This window comes from Mesorhizobium sp. M4B.F.Ca.ET.017.02.2.1 (assembly GCF_003998955.1).
Classification (GTDB): Bacteria; Pseudomonadota; Alphaproteobacteria; order Rhizobiales; family Rhizobiaceae; genus Mesorhizobium; species Mesorhizobium abyssinicae.
In genome coordinates this window covers 1-5,414 of sequence record NZ_RZOF01000393.1, presented here as the reverse complement: position 1 = coordinate 5,414, position 5,414 = coordinate 1, and the positions used below count along the sequence as shown (strand labels likewise).

Below are 5,414 nucleotides of genomic sequence, written 5' to 3'. Positions count from 1 at the left end.
GCGTTACCGTTCGACGGCCCGAGATGGCCTGGACCCCGGGGTCCAGGCCATCTCGGGCCGTCGAACGGTAACGCCGCGGCCGGCCATCGTCCCGGTACTGGCGGCGCGCTTTCTTGATCTGTCGTCCGGCATCGGCGTTCCGGCGTCGGCGCGCTGTCGTTGGGAAACTGTCCGGGATTGTCCGCACCCGCCGATGTCTTCGTCGACAAGCCAATGTCTCGTCGAAAGCAAGACGCATGGGCGCGTCAAAGCCGGAGCCTGCCGCCCCGACAATGCTGCCTGTCCTTGTCCCTGAGGGAAGTGACGGGGCGTCCTCGAAAGGACGCCCCGCGATCGCGGACTACTTCTGGATGCAGGTGTCGACCGTATCCTTGGTGCATTCGTCGAGGCCGGTGAAGACCGGATCGTCGACCTTCTTGCCTTCGATGAGGTCGATCATCACCGACGGCGCCTTGTAGCCCATCTCGAACGGCCGCTGGCCGACCAGCGCGGTCACCAGTCCATCCCTGGCGATCGCCACCTCGTCGCCGATCGTGTCGGCGGCGCCGATGACGAAGGCGTTGCTGGCGATCTTGTCCGCCATCGGCTTGAACAGGTCGCGATAGGGCTGCGGCGCGCCGAACAGCGGCCAGCCGCCCATGATGCCGAAGGCGTCGAGGTCGGGATTTGCGGCGAGGATGTCGGTCATCGCCTGCACGCCCTTGGCGCCGTCGTCATTGGTGAACACCGGGCAGCCGGCGACTTCCGTCCAGCCGCCTTCGCCGGCAAGCGCGGCGAGACCGTCCTTGCCCGACAGCGCGTCACGCATGCCTTGCGCGCGGCGCAGGATGTTGTCGGCCGCCGGATTGCCCTCGATGGTGCAGATCTTGCCGCCATTGGGCTTGGCCTTCTTGATGTATTCACCGATCTTCTTGCCCATCAGATAGTTGTCGGTGCCGAGATAGGTCTTGCGAAGGCCCGCATCTTCCTTGGCAAGGTCGGCATCGACCGTCATGATCGGGATCGAGGGATTGGCGGTCTTGATCGTCTGCGCGATCAGCGGCGCATTCGAAGGCGAAATCGCCATCGCCACCGTGTCGGGCTTGCTCAGCATGTCCTGCACGATCTGGGCCTCGCCGGCCTCGTCCGAAGTCGATGCCGGGCCGGTGTAGAAGCATTCATATTCCGAGCTGGCGTTTTCCTTGTTCCACTTCTCGCAGCCCTGGTGGATGGCTTCGAAGAATGGGTTGTCGAGCCCCTTCACCACAATGACGAGCTGTTTCTTGGCCAGTGCCGGCCCGGCGCCCAACGCCATGACGGCGGCAGCGGCGAGCAAAAGTGATTTCCTCATATCAGTCCTCCCTTGAAACAGACGGGCACGGCGTGCCCGCCACGCAGATCAACCCGGTGCGCGAAAACAGAGCATCGTTTCACGAGCGCTCGTGCCCCGCCAGTCCAGGTCGATAAGCATTTCCAGATGCAATGCCGACCCGCGCTGACGAGAACTGCCGCCAAGTCCCGGACCGGTATCGCGTCCGCCGATTCCGCCCGCCCAGCCGGGTCGAAAGATCGGCATAATCTTCCTCCGATGCTTAGGTAATATCGGCTTGCGGCCAACGTCAATTGCTATTTGTCCTACAAAACGGATTTTTGCAAAAACATTCCTTCAATTCGTCCGACAATTGATTGACGCCTGCATGAGCATTTGCGTAAATGCGCCAAATCGCCGTTCCCGGGGGGAGCCGGGGAGAGCGGGGCCGCGGCAGAACCGCAGGCCGCAACAGGGAGGCATTAGGCTGGTGGCGGTTCTCGAACTCACCAACATCTCGAAGCATTTCGGCGCCATCCAGGCGGTCAACGACGTGTCGTTGTCGATCGAGCCCGGCCAGGTCGTCGGCCTGATGGGCGACAACGGCGCCGGCAAGTCGACGCTGGTCAAGATGATCGCCGGCAATTTCCGCCCGAGCCATGGCAACATGCAGCTGGACGGCAAGGAGCTTGTCCTGCACAAGCCGGCGGAGGCCCGCCAGCACGGCATCGAGATCGTCCATCAGGACCTGGCGCTGTGCAACAACCTGACCGCCGCCGCCAATGTCTATCTCGGCCGTGAGCTGCGCAGGGGCGTCGGTCCGTTCCGCATCCTCGACTATGCCGCCATGTACAAGCGCGCCGGCCAGCTCTTTGCCGAACTGAAGTCCGAGACCCGCCCGCGCGATCTCGTCAAGCAGATGTCGGGCGGCCAGCGCCAGGCGGTGGCGATCGCCCGCACCATGCTGTCGCAGGCCAAGATCGTGCTGATGGACGAGCCGACCGCGGCGATCTCGGTGCGCCAGGTCGCCGAAGTCCTGAACCTGATCCGCCATTTGCGCGACCAGGGCATCGCGGTGGTGCTGATCAGCCACCGCATGCCCGATGTCTTCGACGTCGCCGACCGCGTCATCGTCATGCGGCGCGGCAGGAAAGTGGCCGACAAGACCATCGCGTCCAGCTCGCCCGAGGAGGTAACCGGTCTGATCACCGGCGCCATCGAGCAGGTCGCATGAGCACGGCAACCCTGGAATTTACGGTGCTGGCGCGGCCCGGCAGGAAAGGTCGATAATGGCAGTCACCCTTGACCAGACGATCGCGCAGAAGCAGCACACCTTCATGTCGCGGCTGCTTGGCAGCCAGACTTTCTGGGTGGTGATCGCGGTGATCCTCGCCTGCCTGTTCCTGTCCTTCGCCACCGACGCCTTCGCCACGCAGAAGAACCTCTACAACATCACCCGCAACATCACCTTCGTCGCCATCGTCGCGCTCGGCATGACCTTCGTCATCATCACCGGCGGCATCGACCTGTCGGTCGGCTCGGTGCTTTGCCTGTGCTCGATGGTGCTGGCCGTGACCATGCATGCCGGCTACGGCATCGAAGTCGGCATCCTCGCCACCATCCTGACAGCGCTCGTCATCGGTGCTTTCAACGGCATTCTGATCGCATATCTCGGCTTTCCGCCATTCGTGGTGACGCTCGGCATGCTGTCCATCGCGCGCAGCCTCGCCATGGTCGCCTCCAACAACACAGTCGTCTTCCAGTTCGGTCCGGACCACGACAAGCTGCTGGCGCTGGGCGGCGGCGCCTGGGTGTTCGGCATCGCCAATCCGGTGCTCTACATGATCCTTCTGGCGCTGATCACCGGCTTCACACTGCGCTGGACCAAGTTCGGCCGGCACATCTTCGCCATCGGCGGCAACGAGCATGCGGCGACGCTCACCGGTGTTCCCGTCAAGCAGATCAAGGTCGCGGTCTACATGATCTCGGCGCTCTCCGCCGGCATTGCCGGCATCATCGAGACCGGCTGGCTGGGCGCCGTCACCACCAATATCGGCACCGGCATGGAATTGCAGGTGATCGCCGCCACCGTCATCGGCGGCGCCAACCTCGCGGGCGGCGTCGGCACCGCCTTCGGCGCCATCGTCGGTGCGGCGCTGATCGAGGTGATCCGCAACAGCCTCGGCCTGCTCGGCATCAACGCCTTCTGGCAAGGCACCTTCATCGGCGGCGCCATCCTGCTCGCAGTGCTGTTCGACCGTATCCGCAACTTCCGGCGCAGCGACTAGGCCGGACCGGATCCGGCTCCTATCGCTCAGTCTGAAAATCCGCCCGTGCGGCGCAAGGCGCCTGTGAGGCCTGGCGCACGCGCCTTGACGAGCGCCCGACGCCCGCCGCACAATCGCTGGGCGGGCGAAGGGAGGCCAGTCGCCCGCGGGAGGATATACCCATGACGGAAGCGATCAGGCTCTACTGGGGCCGGTTCGGACATGTTTCTGTCCTGAATGTCGCCAACGACTTCGTCACCCATGCCCATGTCGAGGCGCATCTGATCATCTGGCTGGACGGCACGGCCGGCGAGATGACCATCGGCCGCGAGACGGTGCGGCTCGGACCAGACACCGCCGCCGGCATCAACTCCTTCCAGCCGCACAGCCATGCCTTGTCGCACGATGGCAGGCCGGGCCTGTTCCTCGCCTTTTACATCGATCCCGACTGGGCTCGCCGGCGCCGTGACCTGCCCTCGTCGGCGCCGCTGTTCGCGCAGGCGGCGATCACGCTGGAGCCGTGGCTGCACCAGGCGGCGGCGCACCTGCTTGATCATCTCAGCGACAATGAGAGCATCGACGACATCGCCAATTACGAGATCGAGCGCTTCATCGACAGCGTGCTCGACGCCGCCGACGCCTCGGCGCCGCATGTGGCGCGCGGCCGCGTCAACACCATGCAGGATTTCCGCGTCCGCAAGGCGATCCAGCTGATGAAGGCCAATGTCTGCGAACGCATCTCCTTCGACGACGTGGCCCGCAGCGTCGGCCTGTCGAGGCCGCATTTCTTCGCCCTGTTCAAGGAGCAGACCAATCTGACGCCGAACGTCTATTGGAACACGCTGCGGATGGAGGAAGCCGTGCGCCAGCTGCAATGGTCGCAGGAACCGCTGATCTCGGTCGCCTGCAATCTCGGCTTCACCACCCAGGGCAATTTCTCGCGCTTCTTCCGCGACCATGTCGGCGTGCCGCCGACGCTCTATCGCGAGGCCGCGCGAGCGATGGCTTGAGCGGCCCTGGCTGCAGCGGCTCTATTTTCAGACTGATTGATAGGCACTCAAGACGCATTGATAAGCGCCGGCTGCCTGTGCGCCCTACCCTTTCCGCCATACGCATCCGCAAGGGAACGGCTCCATGGCGAAAGTCACCATCTCCAGCGTCATCGACGCGCCGGTCGAACAGGTCTGGGCGCGGATCCGCGACTTCAACGGCCTGCCGGGCTGGCACCCGCGCATGGTCGAAAGCCATATCGAAGACGGCAAGGACGCAAGCACGGTTGGCTGCGTGCGCAACTTTCAGCTCGTCAGCGGCGCCCGCCTGCGCGAAAAGCTGCTCGACTTCTCCGACGAGAAGTTTCTGGTCAGCTACTCCATCCTCGAGACCCCGCAGCCGATCACCAATCACAAGGCGACGCTGCAGTTGCGGCGTGTCACCGACGGCGACCGCACCTTTGCCGAATGGAGCGCGAGCTTCGACGCCGCTCCCGAGGAAGCCGACAAGCTCGCCGAAGGCATGGGCGCCAATGTCTTCCAGGGCGGCTTCAACGCGCTGAAGAGCCATTTCGCCGGCCAAAGCTGAGCCAAGGAGCGTGCCATGGCGCTTGCCCTCCAGACATTCCCGACGGTGAAGGACGCGAACGCGGCACTGCAGGCCGCCGGCACGCGCTATCTCGGCGGCGGCACGCTGGTCGTGCGCGCCGCCAATGAAGGCGATGTCTCTGTCTCCAGCCTCGTCCGCGCCACCGAACCGTCACTGTCGGCGATCGCCGTTTCCGGCGGCAAGGTTCGCCTCGGCGCCTCCGTCACCATGGCTGCGATCGCCCGCCACCCGGAGCTCGCATGGCTCGCGCCCGCCGCGCG

At 64.6% G+C, this 5,414-nt stretch carries 6 protein-coding genes; 5 read left to right on the top strand and 1 reads right to left on the bottom strand.

Annotation, left to right across the window (positions count from 1 at the left end; all coding sequences use genetic code 11):
* Positions 1 to 340: 340 nt before the first annotated feature.
* On the bottom strand, positions 341 to 1,330 hold the full coding sequence (locus tag EN738_RS30120) for a sugar-binding protein (protein WP_126059019.1): 990 nt from the start codon (positions 1,328 to 1,330) through the stop codon (positions 341 to 343).
* Between the two features lie 448 nt (positions 1,331 to 1,778).
* Between EN738_RS30120 and EN738_RS30115 the strand changes: the two genes are divergently transcribed.
* The 5 genes from EN738_RS30115 to EN738_RS30095 form a co-directional block, all read left to right on the top strand.
* Complete coding sequence (locus tag EN738_RS30115) at positions 1,779 to 2,522, top strand: ATP-binding cassette domain-containing protein (protein ID WP_126059018.1); 744 nt, start codon at positions 1,779 to 1,781, stop codon at positions 2,520 to 2,522.
* A gap of 55 nt (positions 2,523 to 2,577) precedes the next feature.
* On the top strand, positions 2,578 to 3,576 hold the full coding sequence (locus EN738_RS30110) for an ABC transporter permease (protein ID WP_127286805.1): 999 nt from the start codon (positions 2,578 to 2,580) through the stop codon (positions 3,574 to 3,576).
* Positions 3,577 to 3,737: 161 nt separating this feature from the next.
* Complete coding sequence (locus EN738_RS30105) at positions 3,738 to 4,565, top strand: AraC family transcriptional regulator (RefSeq protein ID WP_127286804.1); 828 nt, start codon at positions 3,738 to 3,740, stop codon at positions 4,563 to 4,565.
* A gap of 124 nt (positions 4,566 to 4,689) precedes the next feature.
* Positions 4,690 to 5,133 (top strand): SRPBCC family protein, encoded by a 444-nt coding sequence (locus EN738_RS30100; RefSeq protein WP_127286803.1) that lies wholly within the window; start codon positions 4,690 to 4,692, stop codon positions 5,131 to 5,133.
* A 15-nt stretch (positions 5,134 to 5,148) separates the two neighbouring features.
* A partial coding sequence (locus EN738_RS30095; protein ID WP_189606041.1) for an FAD binding domain-containing protein occupies positions 5,149 to 5,414 on the top strand: 266 nt, incomplete at its 3' end.